The following is a 21,144-nucleotide window of genomic DNA, read 5'->3' as shown; positions in this document are numbered from 1 at the left end:
TCAGCGGCCGGGCCCGTGAACCCGCAAACACTGGGCGCATAGGCGCCACAAATCCATGCTGGCTCTATACACAGGAACGCATGGGTTTTTGCCGCTGACTTCCTTCCCTGGCCTGCCGAAAATCTTCGGAGGTGCCCTATGACCACCTCCAGCAAAATCCCCGGTGGGGTCACCTTCGCCCAGTGGTGAAGCCCGAGCCCCTCTTAGGCCGACACCCGGCGCGGTTCGTTGCTGTGTTCCAGTTCCAGCGCCTGGCCGTGTTCGATCACCCAGCGCATCAGGTCGGTGATGCTGACGCGGTGGCGGCGTTCGACCCATTCCATGCCTTCGGGGCTGTAGCGTTCGTTGTAGCGGGTGAGGATCAGGTGCTGCGAATCGGCCGCCAGTTGCAGGCTGATTTCACGGCAGTGCAGGGTGGCGTCGGCGTGTTTGGCCACCCGTTGCAGGAGCATCAGGCAGGGGCGTTCAGAAGTCATCGGCGTTGGCTCCGGGGCAGCGGTGCTGGGCGGGCTCGGTGGCCCCTTGCTTGCCTTCTTCGATAAAGGCGGTGCGGTGTTCCGCGACCACGTTGCGCAGGGCGCTGTAGTAGTCCGGCAGTTTTTCCAGGCTGTCGGTCAACGGCAGCAGGGCGGCGCGTTCGTCGACGATGCCGCCGACCGTGGCCACGGTGCCCAGGGTTTGCACGGTGTCGCTGTGATCGCCAAAGGGGTCGACGAAGAAGCTGAGGATTTTGCCCGCCGAGTCGCGACTGTTGCCGTTGCCCAGCAGCGGCAGTTCGACGATGGGGCCGTTGCCGATGCCCCACACGCCGAAGGTCTGGCCGAAGTCGGCAGTGTGTCGCGGGATGCCGATCGGGTCGGAGACGTTGATCAGGCCCAGCACGCCCACGGTGCTGTTGACCGCAAAGCGCCCCAGGGTGTTGATCGAGCGCTGCGGGTTGCCCTGCAGCAGGTCGTTGATCAGGACCTTGGGCTCGCCGAAGTTGCTGGCAAAGTTATGCACACCCTGTTGCATCACATCCGGCAACTGCCGGTAGCCCCGGGCAACGGGGGCCAGGGCGTATTTATCCAGCGTGCGGTTGAAGGCGAAGATGCCACGGTTGAGCGGCTCGGCCGGGTCGTACACCGAGGTGGCGCTCTGGACACAGGGATCGCTGCCGGCTGGCGGATGGCTGCTACAGCCGGTGAGGTAAGCCAGGGTCAACAGCAGGGCGGCGTGACGGGCCGGGGCCAGGGAGTGAGTCAGTGAGGGCATGAGCGCGCAGTCTCCAGGAAAGTGCGCCGATCCTGGCAGCCGCACCTTGCGCAAAGATGTCTGCTTTGTTGCGCCGCTGACGGTTTGTTACCGGGTTGAAATATATGACGGAGCGGGCCGAATGGTTTTAGATAGCGGCTCTTTCCGACCTGAAGTGATGCCCGCTGGTGAGCAGTCTGTTGATCGTGGACGACGACCTTGAGGTCCTCGCGCTGCTGAAGAAGTTTTTTGTCCAGCACGGCTATCAGGTGGCGGTCGCCACCGATGGCGCCTCGCTGTGGGCGGCGCTGGCGCAGCAGGTGCCGGACCTGATCATCCTCGACCTGATGCTGCCTGGCGACAACGGCCTGACCCTGTGCCAACGCCTGCGGCTGCTGCACGCGACGCCGGTGATCATGCTCACTGCCATGGGGGAATTGAGCGACCGGGTGGTGGGCCTGGAGATGGGCGCCGACGATTACCTGAGCAAGCCCTTCGACGCCCGCGAACTGCTGGCCCGGGTACGTGCCGTGCTGCGCCGTGCCGGCGAGAACCGACCGCTGCTCGGCGAGGTGCCACGGCCCTTGATCCAGTTTGCCGAGTGGCAGTTGGACGTCACCCGGCGCGAACTGCGTTCGCCGGATCAGGTGATGATCCCGCTCTCGGCTGGCGAGTTCGACCTGCTGCTGGTGTTTGTCGAGCACCCGCAACGCATCCTCAGCCGCGAGCAGTTGCTGGATCTGGCGCGCGGGCACGCCCACGACGCCTTTGATCGCAGCATCGATGTGCAGGTCAGCCGCCTGCGCCGCAAGCTGGAGTTCGACACCAAGCGCCCGGCGATGATTCGCACGGTGCGCAACGGCGGCTACCTGTTCACCCCCAGCGTTACCCGCCAGTGAAGGGGTTCAAGGCGGCGCTGGGTTACCGCCTGCGGGACACCGTGGAGCGCTGGATCGCCCTGACCATCATCATGGCCATGCTCACAGCCCTGGCGTTCAACGCGCTGTTCGTGCAACTGGCCGGGGTCTGGGCGTATCCGCCGTTGAGCGAGTCCGGCCTGGTGGACAGGATTGCCTCCATCGTCAATCTGCTCGACGCCTCGGAGCCGGCCAATCGTTCACACCTGACCCGGGCGGTCAGCGATGGGGGCGTGACGGTGGCCTGGTACGCCACGCGCCAAGGGATCGAGGTGCCAGTGGTCGACGACCCGGAGTACCACCAGGATTCCGAAGGCCTGCGTCGTTTGCTCAAGGCGCCGGAGGCGCGTATTGAGGCCTACCAACCCAGTGACTGGCCCGGCCCTGGCGGACGCTATGCGTTGCTGCTGCAATTGAGCGATGGCTCCTGGCTGATGTTCTCCTCGGCTTCGCGCAGTTGGGGGCTGGAGGAAGGGCCGCGCAACCTGATCGTGATGCTGTTGGTGCTGATGTCTGCTGGCCTGGTGGCGCTGTTGGCCACCCGCCGCCTGGCCAGGCCGCTGCAACAGTTCGCCCAGGGTGCGCGACGGTTTGGCGTGGATTTTCGCGCGCCGCCGATCGAACCGGTGGGGCCCCATGAAATTCGCCAGGCGATCCTGGCGTTCAATGCCATGCAGGCGCAGTTGCAGCACTTCATCAAAGACCGCACGCAGATGCTCGCGGCCATCTCCCATGATTTGCGGACGCCGCTGACGCGCATGCGCTTGCGCGGGGAATTTATCGAAGACCCGGAACAACAGCAGCGGCTGTTTCGTGATGTTGACGAGATGCAGGCCATGATCAATTCGGCCCTGGAGTTCTTTCGCGACGACGCACGCCTGGAGCAGGCGACCCCGCTGGATCTGGCGGAACTGGTGCAAACCCTGATCGACGATTACCGGGACCAGGCCATTGATATCGCTTTCAGCGGTCCGCCACGCCTGGTGTACAGCGGCCGGCCCCTGGGGCTGCGGCGGGTGATGAGCAATCTGTTGGACAACGCGATCAAGTACGGCGGCGAGCCGGAGATTGTGTTGGAACAGGGGGCGCAACAGTTGACCCTCCGCGTGCTGGACCGGGGGCCGGGGATTGCCGCGGATTGCCTGGAGCAGGTGTTTGAGCCGTTCTTTCGCCTGGAACAGTCGCGCAATAAAAGCACCGGCGGCGTGGGGTTGGGGCTGTCGTCGGCGCGGGCGATCGTGCGCGAGCACGGCGGCCAGTTGACCCTGCACAACCGCGAAGGCGGCGGCCTGGAAGCACGGGTGACGTTACCGGTGTAGCCGCTGCCGAAGGCTCGGGGCGTGTTCGGCAGCGGCGACAGGTCAGGACCAGTCGAAGGTGAACAGGACCAGGCCGTCGACGGGTTCGTAGAACATGACGATGCGGTCGGCACCGGCGCTGCGGTAATGCCAGCCGGGGACGCTGAGGACATGGTGGAAGCGACGTCCAGCAGGGCTCAGGGGCCAGACGCTGGAATCACCGCTGTCATCGTCGACTTCGACCACGTCCATGGGGAATTCCACGGTTTCCACCCAGTTGGCGCGGCCGTCGAGCTCGCCGCCCAGGGTATCGATAAATTCCACCGGGTCGCTGCCCCAGTCGGTGCGGGCCAGGTGACCGTGTTCGCGATAGAACTGGCGGTTGGCTTCAAAGGCCGCCTGCTGTTCGGCGTAGTGTTCCAGCAGCTCCTCCTGCAGGTCCGGTCGCCCTTCGTGCAATTGGGTGTTGCCTTCATCGAGGAAGAAGTAGCGTGGATCGCCGCACAGGCGGTAGCGGCCTTCTTCCAGCTTGAAGCCGATCCAGTTGGTTTTCAGCAGCTCGCTGTGCAGTTCCCAATCCTCGGTCAGCTCGCCCACCAGGCCCTCGTAGGGCTCCAGGGGGCTGAGCAGGTGCAGCTGGCCGGACCACTCGGGGTTGACCATGCTCGCGTCGATGCTTAACAGCGGGTGCAGGTGGCGGGCCAGGCCTTGTTGGTCGGCGACGAACACGGCACTCGGTTCGGGGAAGGCGACGGCGCCGGTCGGCAGTTGCTTGAAGTCCGGGGTACTGCTCATGGGGAGTCCTTTCTGGGGGCGTTGGCCCTGGGGGCAATTCAGGCGCGGCTGTTGCGAAAGCTGCCGGGGGTCACCCCGACCACTTTCTTGAAGGCACGGGCCATATGGCTTTGATCGAAGAAACCGCAACTCAGGGACGCTTGCGCCAGGCTGGCGCCGCTGCGCAGCAGCTTCTGCACCTGGGCCACGCGGTTCTGGATCTGGTAGCTGTGGGGTGAAATACCGAGCTGGTTCTTGAACACGCGGATCATGTACAGCGGTTCGAGGTCGACCAGTTGCGCGAGTTCCTCGAGGGGGATGTTTTTATCGAAATCCGCGTCGAGTTTTTTCCGGATGCGTCGGACCGCATCGCGCTCGGCGCCATCGACCAGGTTCACGGCCACCCCGCAGCGCTGGAACAACTGTGCCACCAGCTCCAGGAGGATGGTCTCGCGCTCAAGGGTGGGGTTTGCCCGTTCCAGGACCTGGTGCTGTTGCAAGAACCATTGGGCAAAGGTCGGATCCTGGCGCATCACCTCGCGGAACAGGTGGATGTGCTCCGCTGCAAAGCGTCCCTGGAAGATCACCCGATTGAGCCAGGCCGGGTCGATGTAGAGCATGCGGTACATCCAGCCGTCGGCACTGCCGGGCACGCCGTCGTGGATCTCGCCGGGGCTGATGGTGACCACGCTGCCGGCGCCGCCCAGGTGATGGGCGCCGCGGTAGAAGAGTTTTTCCACGCCGCTGCTGATCACGCCGATGGCGTAGCGCTCGTGGGAATGGCGGCCGAAGGTCTGCTGGCTGTAGCGCGCTGAAAGCAGCTCGCAGTCGCCTTCGGCAATGCGCCAGAACTGGGAGAAGTCGCCAGCCGGGGTTGCAGGCTCTTTGCGCGTGGGGCGGTGGTCCATGAGCCTGTCCAGTTTTGTGCAATACGGTGGATAAAACGGCGGATAAATTTAGCACCCATCCCGTAATGCGAGCTAGATCCAATGAACCCCACGCAATTGTTGATAGGCGATTACCGCAAGTCCTCCTGGTCGCTGCGTGCCTGGCTGGTGCTGGTCAGCGCCGGTGTGTCCTTTGAGGTGATCAAGGTCCGCCTGGACCAGGCGGATACGCGCCAGGCGATTCTCGAGTATTCGCCATCGGCCAAGGTGCCGGTGCTGTTCCAGGGCGAGTTGGCGATCAACGACAGCCTGGCGATTGCCGAGTACCTGGCCGAAACCTGCCCCGACGCCGGGCTGTGGCCCGCCGATAAAACCCTGCGCGCGTTGGCCCGTGCGGCCTGCGCCGAGATGCACGCGGGGTTTGTCGCGCTGCGTACCCAGTTGTCGTTCGGGGTCGATACCGGGGAGCAGCCGCCCGTGCTGGCGGCCGAAACCCAGGCCGATCTGCAGCGTATCTTTGACCTTTGGAACCAACTGCGCAGCCTGAGTGGAGGTCCGTTCCTGTGCGGCGGGTTTGGTATTGTCGACGCCTTCTACGCACCGGTAGTCTTGCGTTTGCGGCGCTATGGCATCGAGGTGCCGCACGCCTTGCAGGACTATGTCGACGCCGTACTGGCCAGCGCCCCCGTGCAGCAATGGCTGCGCCTGGCCGCAGACGAGCGTTGAGCGCCGCGCAGCCAGCCGGCTGCGGGTCTGAAGCATTTTGCCTAACCCTTCATGGAGTCGCGTATGTCGACCAACAGGGCTGTACTTGAGTTGACGGTGGGGGGCTTGATGCTCAGCCTTTCTGCCCTGGCCGTGGCCTTCGCCCATATCGGGGCGGGCGGCGCCGGCTTCTATCGGATGTTGTTCGCGTCCGTGCTGTTTTACCTGTTGCTCAAGCTGCGCAAGGTCCCGGTGCGTCTACCCAGCCGCAAGGCCCGGTTGTACACGGCGCTGGCCGGGGTGTTTCTGGCGGTGGACCTGATTCTCTGGCACCAGAGCATCTACATCGTCGGCCCGGGCATCGGTTCGATCCTGACCAACTGCCAGGTGTTCTTCATGACCCTGCTCGGGTTTTCACTGCTCAAGGAAAAACCCTCGCTGTACTTTGTGCTGTCCATCAGCCTGGCGTTTGTCGGCCTGTATATGTTGCTGCTGCCGGAAATGGGCAGCAGCGTCGGTATCCAGGGCGTGGTCTACGGCGTGTTGTCGGGCCTGGCCTATGCGGTGTGCGTGTATTTCCTCAAGGTCAACACCGGCTTGCCGGACGGTGGCGGCGACAAAATTGCGCAGATGCTCAACCTCAGCCTGTGGTCAGCCCTGGTGCTGCTGGCGTATGCCCTGGCCATGGGCGAAAGCCTGGTAATCGCTGATCGGCAGACGCTGCTGATGCTGATCATTTATGGGGTGCTGGTGCAGTTTGTCGGCTGGTTGCTGGTCAACCGCTCCATCGGCGCCATCAGCCTCGGGCTGGCCGGCTTGATTCTGTTGCTGGAGCCGGTGATCACCTACTTCATCGATGTGGCCTTTCTCGGCAAGGCCAGCTCGGCGCTGCAAATCAGTGGCGCCTTGCTGACGGTGGTGGCGGTGTACATCGGCTCGATCAAACCGCCGCACAAGGCGCCGGCGCTGAACGAACCGGTGTGAATGCGCCAGCCAAGACACGCCCCGGGCACTGCCCGTAAGCTGCGCGTCGGGCAATGTGGAGGCGGCGATGTATATAGGTGAGCTGGCGAAGTTGGCGGGGTGCACCCCCAAGGCGATACGCTTGTATGAGCAGATGGGCCTGCTGGCCCCGCAGCGCCGTGGCAGTTACCGGCTGTACACGGCCCATCACCTGACCCTGGTGCGGATGATCCGCAGTGCCCAGTCCGTGGGGTTCAAGCTCGGGGAAATGAGCCAGTTGCTGGCGGCCAAGCAGCATCAGGCGCCATTTCCCCTGGGGCTGGCCAACCAGGGCATCGAGGCCAAGCGCCTGGAGTTGCAGGCGCAGATCCTCGCCTTGCAACTTCAGGAGCAGCGCCTGAGCGAGCTGCAACGGCAGATCAACCAGCAGTTCGCGCCAGCGGCCGATTTCAGCGCGCCAGTAAATGCGCAAATGCCTGCCTGAGGGCGTCGTGGGGTGAGCGCGGCTGATAGCCCAGCTCGGTGCTGGCCTTGTCGATGCAGTATTCCTGGCGCACCCCGTAAAACATCTGCACCTGGCTGCGCAGCAGTTCGGCCGGTTGCTGGCTGTACCGAGCGCGCTGTTCCTGCAGCCAGGCGATCAGCAGCAGCAAGGCTTTGGGCGCCCGGCGCGGCAGGCGCCAACCTGGGCTCAGGCTATTGAGGGCCTCGATCACCTCGGCCAGGGAGGACGCGTGCCGATTGGCCAGGATGTAGCGCTCGCCGGGGCGGCCATGCTCTGCGGCGCGGATCAGCCCATCGGCGACATCGCGCACATCGACAAAGTTGAAGTGGAAGTGGGGGTCGAGCACCAGTTTGCGTACCAGTACGGCGGCGAGAAAGCCCATGGTGTCGGTGAGCCGTGTGGCATGGGGGCCGATGATGGCCGAGGGCAGCACCGTGACCAGCGACAGGTCATGGGCCTGGGCGCATTCCCAGGCAGCGCGTTCGGCGAGGATCTTCGAGCGGTAATAGGGGTTGCGCTGGTCGCTGTTCCAGGTGCCTTCGTCCAGGGGCTGGCCGTTGTGCCCGACCGCCGCCACCGAGCTGACATAGACCACCCGCTTGACCCCGGCCTCGGCGGCAGCACGCAGGATGTTGCGCGTGCCTTGTACGTTGACCTCGACAATTTCCGCCTGTGGGTCTTTGGCCCAGTGCTTGAACACCGCCGCCACCTGATACAGCACATCAACCCCTTGCAGGGCCTGGCGCAGGGAGTCCGGGTCTTGCAGTTCGGCGTATACCCGCTGGCAGTCGAGCCCGTCCAGGGCCGGGCTGCGATCCGGCTCGCGAACCCCGGCGCGCACTGTTTGTCCCCGGGCGAGCAGGGCCCGGACCAGGGTGTTGCCCAGGTGCCCGTTGGCACCGGTGACCATTGCGAGGGTGTTCATTTATTGGCCTTATCCGCCACGGCGGAAGCTGAAACAGATAAGGCAGGGTGCGGCTTGTCCCTAGGGACAGAGTCAAGGGCGGGTGAACAGCTCCCGGTGCGCCACCGGTTGGTGGCGCATCAGGCTCAGGCCGGCATCGCCAGGTGTTCGACGGCGGTGCCTGCGGTTTTGTTCGAGCCGCGCTCGTCTTCTTCCAGGACCCGCGAGGCTCGGTCCACCAGCAGCGGGTCGGGATGATGAGCCACGCGCAGGTCTTTGCCCGGGTAGTCGAGGGAGTGCAGGAAGTGACGAATGCAGTTGATACGCGCGCGTTTCTTGTCGTCCGACTTGATCACCGTCCACGGCGCATCGGCGGTGTCGGTGTGGAAGAACATCGCCTGCTTGGCGCCGGTGTATTCATCCCACTTGTCCAGGGACTTGATGTCGATCGGCGACAGCTTCCAGTGCTTGAGCGGGTCGTCACGCCGGGAGATAAAGCGCCGCAGTTGTTCTTCGCGGTTGACCGAGAACCAGTACTTGAACAGCAGGATGCCGCTGTTGCACAGCATGCGTTCCAAGTCCGGGGTCTGACGCATGAACTCCAGGTACTGCAGGGGCGAGCAGAACTCCATGACCCGCTCGACGCCGGCGCGGTTGTACCAGGAGCGGTCGAAGAACACCATTTCCCCGGCGGTGGGCAGGTGCTGGATATAACGCTGGAAGTACCACTGGCCCTTTTCCTGGTCGGACGGTTTTTCCAGGGCCACGATCCGTGCGCCCCGTGGGTTCAGGTGCTCCATAAAGCGCTTGATGGTGCCGCCCTTGCCCGCAGCGTCACGGCCTTCGAACAGCACGACCACCCGCTGCCCGGTTTCCTTGACCCAGCTTTGCACCTTGAGCAGTTCGATCTGCAACTCGTGCTTGGCTTTTTCATACTCGGCGCGGCGCATCCGGCTGCGGTACGGGTAGGTGGCGGGCAGTGCCGCCGACACGCTGTCTTCATTGGAGCCACGGGGCGCACTGGCGACTTGCAGGGCAATCGGCTTCTGGCTGATGGCGCTGATCTGGGCTTCGGCGACTTTGACTGGTGCCGCCTTGGTGGTGCGCGGCCGGCGTGGGCGGGCAGTGGCCGGTTTGCGTGGCGTACTGGTGCTGGCGGTGGTGGCCGGCTTGGCAGCTTTGGCAGAAGGCGCGGGCAAGGGGCGTACGGTGGATTCTTCGCTCATGGAGGACCTATTTTCTAGTTCTGATGTCTTGGTCACAGTTTAGGAGCGTGATGGCGCTGGTTTTTGACCCTGATCAAGGTTTGCCGGGGAAGAATCTGTAACGGGCGAGGGATTTATCTGGAGGGCGTGTGGGAATGTGCTGCGCAGCGCTTCGAGCGGCACGATCGGCTGATCGTGCCGCTCTGCCGCAAGCTGGCCGGTGGGCCTGGGGGAAGGGGCGGTCAGAGCATGCCGAGGATGGTGGCCTTGACGGCGGCTTCGGCTTTATTGGCTGCGTTGAGCTTTTTCAGGGTGTTGACGATGTGAAACTTCACGGTACGGGCGTCGATGGTCAAAATGTCGCCGATCTCGGAATAGGTCTTGCCGGACGCTGTCCACCGCAAGACCTCTTTCTCGCGATCAGTCAGCCCAGCCTGGGATTCGGGCAAGCGCTCCGGCAGCAGGAAGTTGCGCATGGTCGAATGCACCAGGCTGGTGAGCCACATCAGCTTATGTTCCTGATGGGCCAGTTCCTTGGCCGAAATGATGCCGTGACTGCGCACCATGGACAGTTGGCCAATATCACCAAAGCGCCCGGACGTGCTTTGGCACCAGCCGTGGGACAGGCCGTGCATCCGTGCCTCCTCCCAGAAGGGCCCGTCCTGGACACTGTCCTGCGCCGCCCAGGCCAGGGGCAGGTGAGTGCTCAGCGCATGGCGCACCGTTGGGTCGAGAAAGAAGTAGTTATTGCTGATGTAGCTCTCCTCCCAGGCCTTGGGGTAGGAGGAGCGCAAATGGAACGAAGGGGCGCTGATAGGAAGAGGCAGTCGAATACCATAAGAGCACGACTTAAAACCCAGATCCTCCGCGATACTTTGCAAGCTGGAAAACAATGCCAGTTCGGATGTCGACTCTGTACACACTGCTAGAAACTCTTCGCGCCAATCAGCCAAAAGCATGGTTGTTTTTCCTGTCACACATCCGTGGATCCGGCAATATGCTGTAATGCCGCGGCATAAGGTGTAGGGCGTAATTGTACTTTATGCTTATAGGGTTTTCTATTGTTCTTATTAAACATGCGATAAACAATGCCAGAGGGACTTATGACATTAATGGTGGATGGCTTTATCAGAGTTTCAGTTAAAGAGTTCATGGAGACACGCTTTGTTCATCATATGTCCTGGGAGGATGACGAACTGCGCGATGAACTCCAGGGTCTGGGGGTCAACGCAACCGCGGCCGGTTACTGCGAGTGGAAAAGCCACGCCGCCCCCGGCATCAGTATCGGCTGGACCTGGTTTCGCCTGGCCGGTCGCCGGCGTCCCTTGCTCGGGCCCGAAGGGCTGCGCAGCAACCTGATGCTGCGCTGTGCCAATGGCTATGACATGGGCAGCAACATCTCCCACAACCTGATGATCAGCTGGCTGTCGTGCCTGGCCTGGGAGCGGCAGTGTCCTTGATTTGAGGCCCTGACCTGCCCGAATGGGCAGCTATGAAAATAGGGGGGTTGTATCTCTAATTGGTGGGTTGGCCAATTGGAGGGGGTTATGTTGCGTTTGATTGCGGGAATGAGTAGTGAAATAAATCAAAGTGTGATGAATGGACTCGCGGAGTATCGTTACGAAATCTTTGTGAAGAAAATGGGGTGGCCACTTAGTTGCCCTGAAGGTTTTGAACAAGATGAGTTTGATCGCCCCGATACTGTTTACGCTATTGTCCTGGATCCCGATAACAGTGTTCGTGGTTGTGCGCGCTTATTGCCCACTACCAAGCCTTACTTGTTATCGGAACACTTTGTCCATCTGATGGGAGGCGCCAGTCTCCCAAACCATCCGCGGACTTGGGAACTCTCCCGTTTCGCCATTACTCCTTCAAAAACAGGCACTACCAGCGCCACCCAGGCCTGGGCCAATACTGTCGCCCTGGTGCGCAAAGTATTGGTGACGGCATTAAGCCTGGGCGCCGAACGTTTGATCGCTGTATCGGCCGTGGGCAATGAGCGTTTGTTGAAGCGCATGGGGGTCAATGTTCACCGTATTGCCGCGCCGCAACTAATTGATGACAAACCCGTGATTGCCTTCTGGATTGAAATTGATCACCAGACCCGTTCGGCCCTGGATATCGAATGTCCGCCCAGAGCGTTTTCCAACTGATTTAACCACCCGGCTCGCCAGCCCGTTAATGGACTAACGAGCCGCAGTGGTTATGGGGCTGCGCCGTATTTGTTATTAGCCAGCACCCACTTGATGGGGATTTATGGGGCTGTGGAGAAGTTGCCGTCCGGCACCCCGGGCGAGCCCCGCAGGAGCCGGCGACCCACGCTGGCCCGGTTGCCCATTCAATCATGCAGAGTGATTAACACCGTGATGATCGAGTACCTCGCAGAGCATCGTTATCAGGAACTGCTCGGCTTCATCAGCACCGCAGCGGACGGCGATGGCCTGCTGTTCTTTTCGGGCGTGCTGCGCAATCGTCCCGATGGCTTGAACGTGCATGTCCAGCGCCGTAACGGCGAGGTGGTCGGCGCGATTGCATTGCTGCCGGCCTTGCCGCCGTTTGCCATGCCGCTGATTCTGCCGGCCGGCGAGGTCTCCCCGGAATTGCTCGATACGGTCAGCATCCTGGCCCAGAGCCCGCATATGGCCCTGGGCCCGAAAGCGGCGACCAAGGCGCTGACCCGGGCGTGGCCGGAGACCTGGAAGCCCTTTCTCAGCCAGCGCAACGAAGTGCTGCTCAAGCAACTCAAGCCGTGTCGGGTCGAGCAGGACGACACTCTGAAAACCCGTCTGGCCCGCTTGAACGATGTTGAAGTACTGATCGACTACCAGATCCAGATGGAGTGCGATGCGCAGCTGGCCCTGGTGTGCAGCCGAGAGCAGGCGCACCACAGCGTGACCCGCCTGCTGGCGCGGGGCTGCCTGTTCGTGATCGAGGTCGACGGGGAAGTGGGTGGTTGCGCGGCATTGATCACCAGTGACGAGCTTTATGAGCAACTGGGCTTTATTTACGTCGAGTCGCGGCATCGTGCCCGTGGCGTGGCGGACCGCCTGCTGGGTGATTTATGCACCGCCGTCCATGCCCGGGGCAAGATCCCCCTGACCTTCACCAGTTCCTCCGGTCCACTGTACAAACGGCTTCGCGCCATTGGGTTCAACGTGGTCGGCGAGCAGGTCAAGCTGTACTTCGGCCATTGAGCCGATCCCAATCCTATCTGGTGGCCCAGGCCGCGCCCTGCTGTTCCCCGCGGCACCTGCCTTGCGATGCTGACGTTGATCAATATCATTTTGGTATTATCGCGGCTTCTGAAATGAAGCGGCTCCTGCGTTTCTCAACGTGCTACGGGGATACACAATGAAAAGGATTCTGTGCGGTTGGCTGCTGGCGGGTGCCATGGTCAGTGCAGCGACTGCGGGTGCTGATGAGCGCTTCACGTTCGAGGCGTATCCCGCCTCCGCCGTAGCCAGCAAGCCGCTGGCCAAGGTCGACTGGAAGTCGAACCCGGCCTACGCCAAGGACCTCAAGTCCAAGGACGCCGTGCAATGGGCGGTGGGCCGCCAGGCGGACTTCGCCGGGCATTTTGTCGTGACCTCGTTCAGTTGCGGCACCGGCTGCCAGAGCACGGCCTTTGTCGACGTCAATGACGGCAAGATCTACAAGTCACCCATGCAGTTCCCGAGCGAAGGCAGCGACCTGCCCCAGGTCAGCGGCGGCAAGGCGTACCGGCCCACCAGCAATATGATCTTCATGTCGAGCCTGGGCTACGCCGGGACCGACATGGTGCAGTCCGACGGTGTTGTGGTGTGGGACGAAAAGACCCGGCAGTTCCAGGTGGTGGCCAAGTCCAAGCCTTACAAGATGAAGATGTAAGAGGGGGGGGGCGGTCGGATCGAAGGCCGGCCGCTGCTGTCATTGGCGTCAATACGTTGCTTTCGATCAACTTTCCCCTCAGGGTGTTGCTGCACAAAGGGGGCCGGCAACTCGCCGGGCCCTTCTTTTCATGGATCAGCCCGCGCTGGCTGCACCTGAATGCACGGATGAGCCTAAGGTGTCCTGGTTGTGAAACAGCGCTTCGCAGATTTTTTCATCAGCAGAAACTTTTCCCTGCTGTGGTTGGGCCAGGCGCTGTCTTCGTTCGGCGAGTTCGTGTTTGAAAGCACGGTCATCGTCTGGCTGGTGACCGACCTGTATCGCGACAGCGCCTTTCTGCCCAGCGCCGTCGGCATGGCCGTGGCAGCGTCGGCGATCCCTCGGGTGCTGGTGGCACCGCTGGCGGGGGCGTGGGTGGACCGCCTGGTTCCGCTGTACGTGATGATCTCGGCGGACGTGGCCAGGGTCATCCACTTCCTACTCTTTATAAGTGCCTATTGGCTGTTTCAACTTGAGCAGGGGCAAGTGCTCTTTGGAGTGCTGCTGTTGCTGTTTGTGAACAGCGTGGCCGCGCAGTTCTTCAACCCCTCGCGCCAGGCCGTGATGCAAGCGGTGCTCCCGGCCGAGCGCCGGGTCGAGGCCTCGGCCAAGGCGATGTTTTCCCTGACCGGCATCTCCGTCATCTGCGCATCCCTGGGGCCGGCATTGTTTGTGCTGGTCGGGCCGCTCTGGGCACTGTTGATCAATGTGCTGGCCTTTGCCGGCTCCGCGCTGTGCATCGTCCTGACCCGAGACTTGGGTCGGCGGTTGGCGGCGCAAACCGAGCGTCCTTCATTCTGGGGAGGGGTCGCGGCGGGCCTGAGGTTTGCCTGGGGTCACTCTGCTATCAGAACCCTGCTGATCGGCATGGCGTTGTACGGAGTTTCCCTGGGGGTGAACAACGTGGTGTTGTCGCTGTACGCCTTCAAGACCCTGGGCTTGAGCGCCTCGGAATACGGCCTGATCCTCGCCGCATTCCCCATCGGGGGCCTGATTGCTGCGCTGCTGGTGCGACCGCTGCTGCGCTCATGGAGTATCCGCCAGGCTTTCAGCGCCTCGCTGTTCTGCCTGGGGCTGGGTTATCTGGGCTACGCCCTCAGCCCGCCGTTTTATCTGGCGTGGCTGATCATGGCAGGCTGCGGCCTGTGTTTTTCGGTGTTCGCCATCGTCCAGGGGCCGATGTTGCAGGAGGCAGTGCCGGAAGGTTTCATGGGCCGGGTTTCGGCCACCCTGACCCCGGTCCTGGCCATCGCCTCCTTGCTGGGCACGTTGATGGCGTCCCAGACCCTCAACCTTGCGCAGGCCTTGGCCAGCCAGCAACGGTTGTTCATCGACATCTACGGCGCCTACATCTTTGGCGCCGCTTGCCTGTTGCTGATGGGCGCAGGGCTGATGCTGCGCGGTCAGGTCAGAGCACGTGCCTGGAAATAAGCTTGGAAATCTCAACCATCGAGGTCCTGCCGGTGAACTCGAACTTCACTTTCCCCAGGGCTGAAAAGTAGATTTCCAGCTCCGAATCCAAATCAAAGGTGCCCGAGGTTTCCACGGAGTAGGCGACGATGTTTTTGTAGGGCAGGGAGGTAAAGTCCTTTTTGCTGCCGGTGATCCCTTGCACGTTCACGGCAATGATCCGCTTGGTGGTGAAGACCACCCCGTCGCGCATGGACTTGTAGGAATCGATGACTTGCTCGTCCTCCAGCAACAGGGAGGTCACGCGTTCGGCGTATTCATCGTTTTGCTTGAGCTTGAAGAAGCCTTTGTTATTGAAGTCGATCATGGTCCAGTCCTTGTGGTGGAAATCCGTTACTGAATGTCTTTCAGGTAATCCCTGAGTGCAAGCAGGGGAGCGTGCAGCGTCTCCAGGGTCTGCGCCTGGTCGACCTCGGTCGCCAGCTTTTGCAATTCCCGGCCCATGACACTCTGCGCACCGCCCAACGCAGTAAGCGCCACAGCCACGCATTGCCCCAGCTTGAGTTGGATGGCCGCGATATCGCCATTGCGCACCAGCAAGCCAAAGGCTTCCCGCTCATACGCGGCCATGATCGGGTCATCACGCAAGACCGGGCTTGCATCATCCGTCTCATGGGCCAGCTTGAGGGCAAACAGCGCAACGGTTTCCAGCGTCGATTCCATGGGGGGGCCTCTGCTGTGGAGATCGGGCGGCGATCATCACTTTTCTGCAGGCGAAAAAAAAGACCTTGATCAACAAGGTCTTTTTTAATTTGGTGCCCCGAGGGAGACTCGAACTCCCACTCCTTTCGAAAACGGATTTTGAATCCGCCGCGTCTACCAATTCCGCCATCAGGGCTCAATGGCGGCGAAGTATAGAGAGGTGATTACCGTTGGTCAATCAGCTTTCATGGTCAATTTTGGCTATTTCCGCTAAACTTTCCGGCCCTGCTAGACGAACCCCATCATGCGCGTTGCTGACTTTACCTTCGAGCTTCCCGATTCGCTGATCGCCCGCCATCCCCTGGCCGAGCGTCGCGGTAGTCGCCTGTTGACCCTTGATGGGCCTACGGGTGCCCTGGCCCACCGTCAATTCACTGATTTGCTTGAGCATTTGCGCCCGGGCGACTTGATGGTGTTCAACAATACCCGGGTGATTCCGGCACGGCTGTTTGGCCAGAAAGCTTCCGGCGGCAAGCTGGAAATTCTGGTGGAGCGGGTGCTCGACAGTCATCGCGTGCTGGCCCATGTGCGCTCCAGCAAGTCGCCCAAGCCGGGTTCGACGATCCTCATCGAGGGCGGCGGCCAGGCACAGATGTTGGCCCGGCATGACACGCTGTTCGAGCTGGGGTTTGCCGAAGAAGTGCTGCCCTTGCTCGATCGCGTCGGCCATATGCCGTTGCCTCCCTATATAGACCGTCCGGATGAAGGCGCGGACCGCGAGCGCTATCAGACGGTGTACGCCGAGCGCCTGGGCGCGGTGGCGGCGCCGACTGCCGGGCTGCATTTCGACCAGCCGTTGCTGGAAGCGATTGCGGCCAAGGGCGTCGAGACTGCGTTCGTGACCCTGCACGTCGGTGCCGGGACGTTCCAACCGGTGCGCGTGGAGCGTATCGAAGACCACCATATGCATAACGAATGGCTGGAAGTCGGCCAGGACGTGGTGGATGCGGTCGCGGCCTGCCGTGCGCGCGGCGGTCGGGTGGTGGCGGTGGGCACGACCAGCGTGCGTTCCCTGGAAAGTGCCGCGCGCGATGGTGTGCTCAAGCCGTTCAGTGGCGACACCGACATCTTTATCTACCCGGGCCGGCCGTTTCATGTGGTCGACGCCCTGGTCACCAACTTTCATTTGCCCGAGTCCACGCTGTTGATGCTGGTTTCGGCGTTCGCCGGTTATCCCGAGGCCATGGCCGCCTACAAGGCCGCCGTCGAGCATGGGTACCGCTTTTTCAGCTACGGTGATGCGATGTTCATCACCCGTAACCCTGCGCCTACCGCTCCCAAGGATTCGGCCCCAGAGGAAACAGAATGAGTCGCACAAGTCGTATGTCTTTCGAGCTGCTGGCCACCGATGGCAAGGCTCGTCGTGGTCGCCTGACCTTCCCCCGCGGTACGGTGGAAACCCCGGCGTTCATGCCGGTGGGTACCTATGGCACGGTCAAGGGCATGCTGCCACGGGATATCGTCGCCACCGGTGCCGAGATCATTCTGGGCAACACCTTCCACCTGTGGCTGCGTCCAGGCACCGAAGTGATCAAGAAGCACGGCGACCTGCATGACTTCATGCAGTGGAAAGGCCCGATTCTCACCGACTCCGGCGGTTTTCAGGTGTTCAGCCTGGGCGCGATGCGCAAGATCAAGGAAGAGGGCGTGACCTTCGCCTCGCCGGTGGACGGTGCCAAGGTGTTCATGGGCCCGGAAGAGTCGATGCAAGTGCAGCGCGACCTGGGTTCGGACATCGTGATGATCTTCGACGAATGCACCCCGTACCCGGCTGACGAAGACGTCGCGCGGATCTCCATGGAGCTGTCGTTGCGCTGGGCCCAGCGCTCCAAGAACGCCCATGGCGACAACACCGCCGCGCTGTTCGGCATCGTCCAGGGCGGTATGCACCAGGACCTGCGCATGCGTTCCCTGGAGGGGCTGGACAAGATCGGCTTCGACGGCCTGGCCATTGGCGGCCTGTCGGTGGGCGAGCCCAAGCACGAGATGATCAAGGTGCTGGACTACCTGCCGGGCCAGATGCCAGCAGACAAACCTCGTTACCTTATGGGCGTTGGCAAACCGGAGGATCTCGTAGAGGGTGTGCGCCGCGGTGTGGACATGTTCGATTGCGTGATGCCAACCCGCAATGCCCGCAATGGGCATCTGTTTATTGATACTGGTGTGCTGAAGATCCGTAACGCGTTCCATCGCCATGATGATTCGCCGCTCGATCCGACCTGCGATTGCTACACCTGCCAGAACTTCTCCCGCGCTTATCTGCATCATCTGGACAAGTGCGGCGAAATGCTGGGTAGCATGTTGAATACCATCCACAATTTGCGGCATTACCAGGTACTTATGGCTGGTTTGCGCGAGGCTATTCAACAGGGTACATTGGCCGCCTTTGTCGATGCCTTCTACGCCAAACGCGGGCTCCCTGTTCCGCCTTTGGACTGAGTTTTCTGACCCCAAGATTCAATATTTGCAACTGGAGTGCTAAATGAGCTTTTTTATCTCTAACGCCATGGCTGACGCTGCTGCACCTGCTGCAGGCCCTATGGGCGGCGGCTTTGAGTGGATTTTCCTGGTCGGCTTCCTGGTCATCTTCTATCTGATGATCTGGCGTCCACAGGCCAAGCGCGCCAAAGAGCAGAAGAACCTGCTGGGCAGCCTGCAAAAAGGTGACGAAGTTGTGACCACTGGCGGCATCGCCGGCAAGATCACCAAAGTGACCGACGACTTCGTGGTTCTGGAAGTGTCCGACACCATCGAAATGAAGTTCCAGAAGGGCGCTATCGCCGCCACGCTGCCAAAAGGCACGCTGAAAGCGATCTGATTCATCTTTTACCAATCGACGGGGCGCGCAAGGCGCCCCGCGTTATAAGCGGGCGGCGTGATGCTGAACAAATACCCTCTGTGGAAATACGTACTGATCCTGGCGGTGCTGGCGATCGGTTTTATTTATTCCGCTCCCAATCTATACCCTGATGATCCGGCCATTCAGGTCAGCGGTGCGAGTACCGCGTTGCAGGTCACTCAGGCTGATCTGGATCGTGCGAGCAAAGCGCTCACCGACGCCGGGATCAACGTCAAGGCAGCCACTATCGCGGCCAATGGCAAGGGCGGCTTGCTGCGTCTGATCAATAAAGAAGATCAGTTGCCAGCCAAGGACGTCGTACGCAAGGCCCTGGGTGACGACTACGTCGTTGCACTGAACCTGGCACAAACCACCCCGCAATGGTTGCGCAACCTCGGCGCGCACCCGATGAAGCTGGGTCTGGACTTGTCCGGTGGTGTGCACTTCCTGCTGGAAGTGGACATGGATAAAGCCCTCGATGCACGCCTGAAAGTCTACGAAGGCGACGTCAAGAGTCTGTTGCGCAAAGAGCGCCTGCGCTATCGCAGCCTGCCGCAACTCAACGGTGCCATTCAACTGGGCTTCAGCGACGACGCGACCCGTGAACAGGCCCGTGCACTGATCCGCAAGAACTTCAACGATTTCGACATTGTTCCGGCCGACCTCAATGGTCAGGCGGTACTGCGTCTGGCGATGACCCCGGCCAAGCTGGCGGAAATCCGTGAATACTCTATCAAGCAGAACTTGACCACGGTCCGTAACCGCGTCAACGAGCTGGGTGTGGCCGAGCCGCTGGTACAGCGTCAGGGCGCCAACCGCATCGTGGTTGAGCTGCCGGGCGTGCAGGACACCGCTGAAGCCAAGCGGATCCTGGGCAAGACCGCCAACCTCGAGTTCCGCCTGGCTGCAGAGCCGGGTGCTTCCAAGGCGACTTCCGAGTCGTTCGAATTCCGTGAAGGCAATCGTCCTCCAGCGTTGATCGAGCGTGGCCTGATCATCACCGGTGACCAGGTTACCGACGCCCAGGCGGGCTTCGATGAGCACGGTCGTCCACAGGTGAACATCAAGCTTGACGGTCACGGTGGCGAGCTGATGAGTCGTTCGACTCGCAGCAACGTCGGCCGCAGCATGGCGGTGATCTTCATCGAGCAGAAGCCGACCACCACTTACACCAAGCAAGTGGTTGATGGCGTCGAGAAAGACGTACCGGTCCAGACCTTCAAGGAAGAGAAGAAGATCATCAGCCTGGCGACCATCCAGTCGCCGCTGGGCAGTCAGTTCCGTATCACCGGCCTCAACGGCCAGGGCGAGTCTTCCGAGCTGGCGCTGCTGCTGCGTGCCGGTGGTCTGGCGGCGCCGATGTACTTTGCCGAAGAGCGCACAATCGGTCCGAGCCTGGGTGCTGACAACATCACCAAGGGTATCGATGCCTCGCTGTGGGGCATGTTGTTCGTGTCGCTGTTCATCATCGCCATCTACCGCTTCTTCGGCGTCATCGCCACCGTGGCGCTGGCGCTGAACATGGTACTGCTGCTGGCCCTGATGTCGCTGCTGGGGGCAACACTGACCCTGCCAGGCATCGCCGGTATCGTGTTGACCATGGGTATGGCGGTGGACGCCAACGTGCTGATCTTCTCGCGGATACGTGAAGAGATCGCCGCCGGCATGACCGTGCAGCGGGCTATTAACGAAGGCTTCGGCCGGGCATTCACTGCGATTCTCGACTCCAACCTGACCACATTGCTGGTCGGTGGCATCCTGTTTGCCATGGGCACCGGCCCGGTCAAAGGGTTTGCGGTGACCATGTCCCTCGGGATCTTTACCTCGATGTTCACGGCCATCTGGCTGACCCGTGCGATGGTCAATCTGATCTTCGGCGGTCGTGACTTCAAGAAGTTGTGGATTTAAGGGGCTGCCATGTTACGTACTATCAACTTCATGGGCGTGCGCAACGTTGCGTTCGGCGTCACATTGCTCCTTACCGTTCTGGCGTTGTTCAGCTGGTTCCATAAGGGCCTGAACTACGGTCTGGACTTCACCGGCGGTACGCTCATCGAGCTGACCTACGAGCGTCCGGCGGATGTGATGAAGGTTCGCGCGCAACTGAGCGAATCGGGTTATCACGACGCCATCGTGCAGAGCTTCGGGGCAACCACCGACCTGCTGGTGCGGATGCCGGGTGAAGACCCGCAACTGGGCCATCAGGTCGCAGCCGCCTTGCAGAAGGTTGGCGGTGACAACCCGGCACAGGTCAAGCGCGTCGAGTTCGTTGGCCCGCAGGTGGGTGAAGAGCTGCGCGACCAGGGCGGCCTCGGCATGCTGATGGCGCTGGGCGGCATCCTGATCTACCTGGCGTTCCGCTTTCAGTGGAAGTTCGCGGTCGGTGCCATTGTCTCGCTGGTCCACGACGTGATCGTGACCGTGGGTATCCTGTCGTTCTTCCAGATCACCTTCGACCTCACGGTGTTGGCGGCGGTACTGGCGATCATCGGTTACTCGCTCAACGACACCATCGTGGTTTTCGACCGGGTGCGTGAGAACTTCCGCGTGCTGCGCAAGGCCAGTCTGATCGAGAACATCAACATCTCGACCACTCAGACCCTGTTGCGCACCATGGCGACCTCGATCTCCACCTTGCTGGCAATTGCTGCGCTGCTGTTTTTCGGTGGCGACAACCTGTGGGGCTTCTCCATCGCACTGTTTGTCGGTGTGTTGGCGGGTACCTACTCGTCGATCTACATCGCCAACGTGGTGCTGATCTGGCTGAACCTGAGCAGTGAGGATCTGATTCCTCCTGCCAATACCGAGAAGGAAGTGGACGACCGCCCATAACGGT

Annotated in this window: 24 protein-coding genes and 1 tRNA gene; 15 read left to right on the top strand and 10 right to left on the bottom strand. The window is 61.5% G+C overall.

Features of this window, described 5'->3' with window-relative positions; translation table 11 throughout:
* Positions 1–203: 203 nt before the first annotated feature.
* Both AC19YX_RS17795 and AC19YX_RS17790 read right to left on the bottom strand, forming a co-directional pair.
* The gene (locus AC19YX_RS17795) at positions 204–476 is read right to left on the bottom strand and encodes a hypothetical protein (RefSeq protein WP_078472349.1); all 273 of its coding nucleotides are present in this window, start codon (positions 474–476) and stop codon (positions 204–206) included.
* Complete coding sequence (locus AC19YX_RS17790) at positions 466–1,254, bottom strand: MlaA family lipoprotein (protein WP_500606693.1); 789 nt, start codon at positions 1,252–1,254, stop codon at positions 466–468. Before AC19YX_RS17790 ends, AC19YX_RS17795 begins: the two co-directional genes overlap by 11 nt.
* Before the next feature lie 167 nt (positions 1,255–1,421).
* Here AC19YX_RS17790 and AC19YX_RS17785 point away from each other — a divergent pair, with 167 nt between their 5' ends.
* On the top strand, positions 1,422–2,132 hold the full coding sequence (locus AC19YX_RS17785) for a response regulator (RefSeq protein ID WP_201127763.1): 711 nt from the start codon (positions 1,422–1,424) through the stop codon (positions 2,130–2,132).
* 71 nt (positions 2,133–2,203) lie between these two features.
* Positions 2,204–3,469 carry a sensor histidine kinase gene (locus tag AC19YX_RS17780; RefSeq protein ID WP_500606767.1) on the top strand — a complete coding sequence of 422 codons (1,266 nt, stop codon included), beginning with the start codon at positions 2,204–2,206 and terminating at the stop codon, positions 3,467–3,469.
* A 42-nt stretch (positions 3,470–3,511) separates the two neighbouring features.
* On the opposite strand, the gene AC19YX_RS17775 is transcribed toward AC19YX_RS17780, so the two are convergent.
* The gene (locus tag AC19YX_RS17775) at positions 3,512–4,243 is read right to left on the bottom strand and encodes a hypothetical protein (protein ID WP_078472345.1); all 732 of its coding nucleotides are present in this window, start codon (positions 4,241–4,243) and stop codon (positions 3,512–3,514) included.
* Positions 4,244–4,281: 38 nt separating this feature from the next.
* The gene (locus AC19YX_RS17770; RefSeq protein WP_421548690.1) at positions 4,282–5,130 is read right to left on the bottom strand and encodes an AraC family transcriptional regulator; all 849 of its coding nucleotides are present in this window, start codon (positions 5,128–5,130) and stop codon (positions 4,282–4,284) included.
* 81 nt (positions 5,131–5,211) lie between these two features.
* Between AC19YX_RS17770 and AC19YX_RS17765 the strand changes: the two genes are divergently transcribed.
* The 3 genes from AC19YX_RS17765 to AC19YX_RS17755 all read left to right on the top strand — a co-directional run bounded on the left by AC19YX_RS17765 (position 5,212) and on the right by AC19YX_RS17755 (position 7,261).
* Positions 5,212–5,835, top strand: coding sequence for a glutathione S-transferase family protein (locus AC19YX_RS17765; protein ID WP_500606692.1), 624 nt, complete (start codon positions 5,212–5,214; stop codon positions 5,833–5,835).
* Positions 5,836–5,898: 63 nt separating this feature from the next.
* Positions 5,899–6,798, top strand: a complete 900-nt coding sequence (locus tag AC19YX_RS17760; RefSeq protein ID WP_078472342.1) for a DMT family transporter — start codon at positions 5,899–5,901, stop codon at positions 6,796–6,798.
* 67 nt (positions 6,799–6,865) lie between these two features.
* The gene (locus AC19YX_RS17755; protein WP_078472341.1) at positions 6,866–7,261 is read left to right on the top strand and encodes a MerR family transcriptional regulator; all 396 of its coding nucleotides are present in this window, start codon (positions 6,866–6,868) and stop codon (positions 7,259–7,261) included.
* On the opposite strand, the gene AC19YX_RS17750 is transcribed toward AC19YX_RS17755, so the two are convergent.
* The 3 genes from AC19YX_RS17750 to AC19YX_RS17740 all read right to left on the bottom strand — a co-directional run bounded on the left by AC19YX_RS17750 (position 7,227) and on the right by AC19YX_RS17740 (position 10,350).
* Positions 7,227–8,207: an NAD-dependent epimerase/dehydratase family protein gene (locus AC19YX_RS17750; protein ID WP_238596186.1), complete on the bottom strand. Its 981-nt coding sequence runs from the start codon at positions 8,205–8,207 to the stop codon at positions 7,227–7,229. The genes AC19YX_RS17755 and AC19YX_RS17750 overlap by 35 nt on opposite strands.
* A gap of 125 nt (positions 8,208–8,332) precedes the next feature.
* A complete protein-coding gene (gene ppk2, locus AC19YX_RS17745; protein ID WP_201132063.1) occupies positions 8,333–9,226 on the bottom strand; it encodes a polyphosphate kinase 2 in 894 nt (297 codons plus the stop codon).
* A 407-nt stretch (positions 9,227–9,633) separates the two neighbouring features.
* Positions 9,634–10,350 carry an autoinducer binding domain-containing protein gene (locus AC19YX_RS17740; protein WP_153050270.1) on the bottom strand — a complete coding sequence of 239 codons (717 nt, stop codon included), beginning with the start codon at positions 10,348–10,350 and terminating at the stop codon, positions 9,634–9,636.
* 129 nt (positions 10,351–10,479) lie between these two features.
* Here AC19YX_RS17740 and AC19YX_RS17735 point away from each other — a divergent pair, with 129 nt between their 5' ends.
* The 5 genes from AC19YX_RS17735 to AC19YX_RS17715 all read left to right on the top strand — a co-directional run bounded on the left by AC19YX_RS17735 (position 10,480) and on the right by AC19YX_RS17715 (position 14,728).
* Positions 10,480–10,851 (top strand): DUF4902 domain-containing protein, encoded by a 372-nt coding sequence (locus AC19YX_RS17735; protein ID WP_342032562.1) that lies wholly within the window; start codon positions 10,480–10,482, stop codon positions 10,849–10,851.
* Positions 10,852–10,938: 87 nt separating this feature from the next.
* Positions 10,939–11,544: an acyl-homoserine-lactone synthase gene (locus AC19YX_RS17730; RefSeq protein ID WP_078472337.1), complete on the top strand. Its 606-nt coding sequence runs from the start codon at positions 10,939–10,941 to the stop codon at positions 11,542–11,544.
* A gap of 213 nt (positions 11,545–11,757) precedes the next feature.
* The gene (locus AC19YX_RS17725) at positions 11,758–12,585 is read left to right on the top strand and encodes a GNAT family N-acetyltransferase (protein WP_500606691.1); all 828 of its coding nucleotides are present in this window, start codon (positions 11,758–11,760) and stop codon (positions 12,583–12,585) included.
* Between the two features lie 157 nt (positions 12,586–12,742).
* The gene (locus AC19YX_RS17720; RefSeq protein WP_078472336.1) at positions 12,743–13,258 is read left to right on the top strand and encodes a hypothetical protein; all 516 of its coding nucleotides are present in this window, start codon (positions 12,743–12,745) and stop codon (positions 13,256–13,258) included.
* A gap of 189 nt (positions 13,259–13,447) precedes the next feature.
* Positions 13,448–14,728 (top strand): MFS transporter, encoded by a 1,281-nt coding sequence (locus tag AC19YX_RS17715; RefSeq protein WP_500606690.1) that lies wholly within the window; start codon positions 13,448–13,450, stop codon positions 14,726–14,728.
* Here AC19YX_RS17715 and AC19YX_RS17710 read toward each other — a convergent pair.
* From AC19YX_RS17710 to AC19YX_RS17700, 3 genes are all read right to left on the bottom strand, one after another.
* Positions 14,706–15,074: a PH domain-containing protein gene (locus AC19YX_RS17710; protein WP_020298448.1), complete on the bottom strand. Its 369-nt coding sequence runs from the start codon at positions 15,072–15,074 to the stop codon at positions 14,706–14,708. The genes AC19YX_RS17715 and AC19YX_RS17710 overlap by 23 nt on opposite strands.
* Before the next feature lie 26 nt (positions 15,075–15,100).
* On the bottom strand, positions 15,101–15,430 hold the full coding sequence (locus tag AC19YX_RS17705) for a hypothetical protein (RefSeq protein WP_078472334.1): 330 nt from the start codon (positions 15,428–15,430) through the stop codon (positions 15,101–15,103).
* 90 nt (positions 15,431–15,520) lie between these two features.
* A tRNA-Leu gene (locus tag AC19YX_RS17700) sits at positions 15,521–15,605 on the bottom strand.
* A 108-nt stretch (positions 15,606–15,713) separates the two neighbouring features.
* Here AC19YX_RS17700 and queA point away from each other — a divergent pair.
* The 5 genes from queA to secF are packed head-to-tail and all read left to right on the top strand — an operon-like array spanning position 15,714 to position 21,140.
* A complete protein-coding gene (gene queA, locus AC19YX_RS17695; RefSeq protein WP_421548683.1) occupies positions 15,714–16,778 on the top strand; it encodes a tRNA preQ1(34) S-adenosylmethionine ribosyltransferase-isomerase QueA in 1,065 nt (354 codons plus the stop codon).
* A 14-nt stretch (positions 16,779–16,792) separates the two neighbouring features.
* Positions 16,793–17,908 carry a tRNA guanosine(34) transglycosylase Tgt gene (tgt, locus tag AC19YX_RS17690; RefSeq protein WP_020298460.1) on the top strand — a complete coding sequence of 372 codons (1,116 nt, stop codon included), beginning with the start codon at positions 16,793–16,795 and terminating at the stop codon, positions 17,906–17,908.
* Positions 17,909–17,951: 43 nt separating this feature from the next.
* The gene (gene yajC / locus AC19YX_RS17685) at positions 17,952–18,287 is read left to right on the top strand and encodes a preprotein translocase subunit YajC (protein WP_043229921.1); all 336 of its coding nucleotides are present in this window, start codon (positions 17,952–17,954) and stop codon (positions 18,285–18,287) included.
* Positions 18,288–18,347: 60 nt separating this feature from the next.
* Entirely contained in the window at positions 18,348–20,216 is a 1,869-nt protein-coding gene (gene secD / locus AC19YX_RS17680) for a protein translocase subunit SecD (protein WP_020298462.1), read from the top strand.
* A gap of 9 nt (positions 20,217–20,225) precedes the next feature.
* On the top strand, positions 20,226–21,140 hold the full coding sequence (gene secF / locus AC19YX_RS17675; protein ID WP_020298463.1) for a protein translocase subunit SecF: 915 nt from the start codon (positions 20,226–20,228) through the stop codon (positions 21,138–21,140).
* Positions 21,141–21,144 lie beyond the last annotated feature (4 nt).

The organism is Pseudomonas sp. MF09150, assembly GCF_059862355.1.
The sequence above is the reverse complement of the archived record's forward strand: the minus strand, read 5'-3'. Positions and strand labels throughout refer to the sequence as shown.